The 1,740-nt window shown below is 70.8% G+C and carries 1 protein-coding gene and 2 pseudogenes; all 3 read right to left on the bottom strand.

The features are described 5' to 3' along the window. A pseudogene (locus AC27VN_RS40650) lies at positions 1–346 on the bottom strand (hypothetical protein); the annotation flags it as partial. Between the two features lie 144 nt (positions 347–490). Continuing rightward, on the bottom strand, positions 491–1,408 hold the full coding sequence (locus AC27VN_RS40645; RefSeq protein ID WP_093348530.1) for a LysR family transcriptional regulator: 918 nt from the start codon (positions 1,406–1,408) through the stop codon (positions 491–493). Between the two features lie 65 nt (positions 1,409–1,473). Beyond that, positions 1,474–1,740 (bottom strand): annotated as a pseudogene (locus AC27VN_RS40640) (hypothetical protein); the annotation flags it as partial.

The following is a 1,740-nucleotide window of genomic DNA, read 5'->3' as shown; positions in this document are numbered from 1 at the left end:
CGGTGACGGCGCGCACCGCGCAGACGCGGCGGATCGGGTCGCGCATGCGGTCGAGGTTGGCGATCGACCAGGGCGTCTGGCGCTCGAAGGCGGCGCGGTAGCCGGTCGAGCGGAACACCTCGAGCGAGGCGGTGCGGTACAGGCCGAGGTAGCGGCGGCCGCCTTCGAGCGAGACATAGCGCGCGCCGGAAAGGAAGCCCGGGATGCGCACGCGTTCCTCGACGTGCTCGCGGTCGTACCAGCGGTTGAAGTCGGCCTCGTCGGCCGCGGGATCGACGTCGCAGGCGACGAAGAGCAGGCCGTTCTCGGCGGCGGAAGTTTCGGTGACGGAAGCGGTGGAAGTCATGGCGGCGGAAGCGGGAGCGGGCCTTCGAAAAAAGAAGGCGCGATCTTCCGTCGCGGGGTCAGGCTGTCACAAACGAGTTTTTCTGCGCGACAGCCACAAGAATTACTGGCCCCTCGATGGGGCGCAAATGCGCTGTTTCGAGGGTTAACCCTCTATGGCTCCGCTCCAGATTGGTGCGATTGCCGCGGCCGTGAACTGGTCGGAGGCCCGGCAGGCCAGCTCGGCCACGAGCCGGATGGCATCGGAGTCGGCGGCCTCCAGATGGCTCACCACCAGCCGCTGCGGCGAGATCAGCGCATCGCATTCGATGATGCGCACGTCGCCGGCCGCCACGTACTCGTAGACCGGCGGCAGCGGCACCAGTGCATTGCCGAAGCCGGCCTTCACCAGCCGCGCGAGCGCCGAGATCGAGCTCACGCAATGCACCTTGCCCAGCGGGATGCCCACCGCGCGGTAGAGGTTCTTGAGCGCCTCGTGCGGCTGCGAGCCCGGGCTCATGGTCAGCACCGGCTGGCGCAGCAGCTGCTCCACCGTCTGCGTGCCCTCGGCGCTCATCTGTCCGACCCAGCCCATGGGCATCGGCAGGCAGGGCGTGCTCACGATGCCCGCGCCCGCGATGTGGTCGGTCTGCAGCGCGATGTCGAGCGCGCCCTCGCGCAGGCCGCGGTGCAGCGCCAGCGTGGTCTCGGAGGTGAGCTGCACCTCGATGCCCGGGTAGGTGGAGCGCAGGTTGGTGAGGAAGCCCAGCAGCCAGGTGTGGACCACGGTCTCGATCGCGCCGATGCGCACCAGGCCCAGCAGGTCTTCGCGCGGGCGGCCCAGCGAGACGATCTCGCGGCGCAGCTCGAGCAGCCGCTCGCCGTAGTCCATCAGGCGCACGCCGACGGGCGTGAGCCGCAGCTCGCGCGCGTCGCGTTCGAACAGGCGCGCGCCGATGTCTTCCTCGAGCGAGGCGACGCGGTTCGACACGGCCGCCTGCGTGATGTGCAGCCGGTCGCTCGCGGCCCGGAAGCTGCCCAGCCGCGCGGCCCAGAGAAAGGCTTCGACGAATCGTGTGTTCATGCAGGTGTGTCCGCGGGGATTGTGCCGGCAATCGCGCGGCGGCCACCCCGGGACGGCCCGCATGGCTACTTCGCGGCGAGGGGGAGGGTGAGCGCGTCCAGCACCGGCACCACCGCGGCCGCGTCGTTGCTCGCGAGCAGCACCAGCGCCTCGCTGGTGGCTGGCGAGAACGCGAGCAGCGCGCGGTAGCCACCGGTCTGGCCGGTGTGGAAATAGATGCGCCGCTGCGCGCCGCCCGCGGCCGGATCGCGCATGCGCAGCGCATAGCCGACGTCGTACTCGCCCTGCGCCGACAGCGGCTCGCGCAGCCGCTCGGCCGCGGCGCCCAGCGG

It is taken from the genome of Variovorax sp. 20P10.2.4, from assembly GCF_058244205.1.
This window is presented reverse-complemented; position numbering and strand designations above follow the sequence as displayed.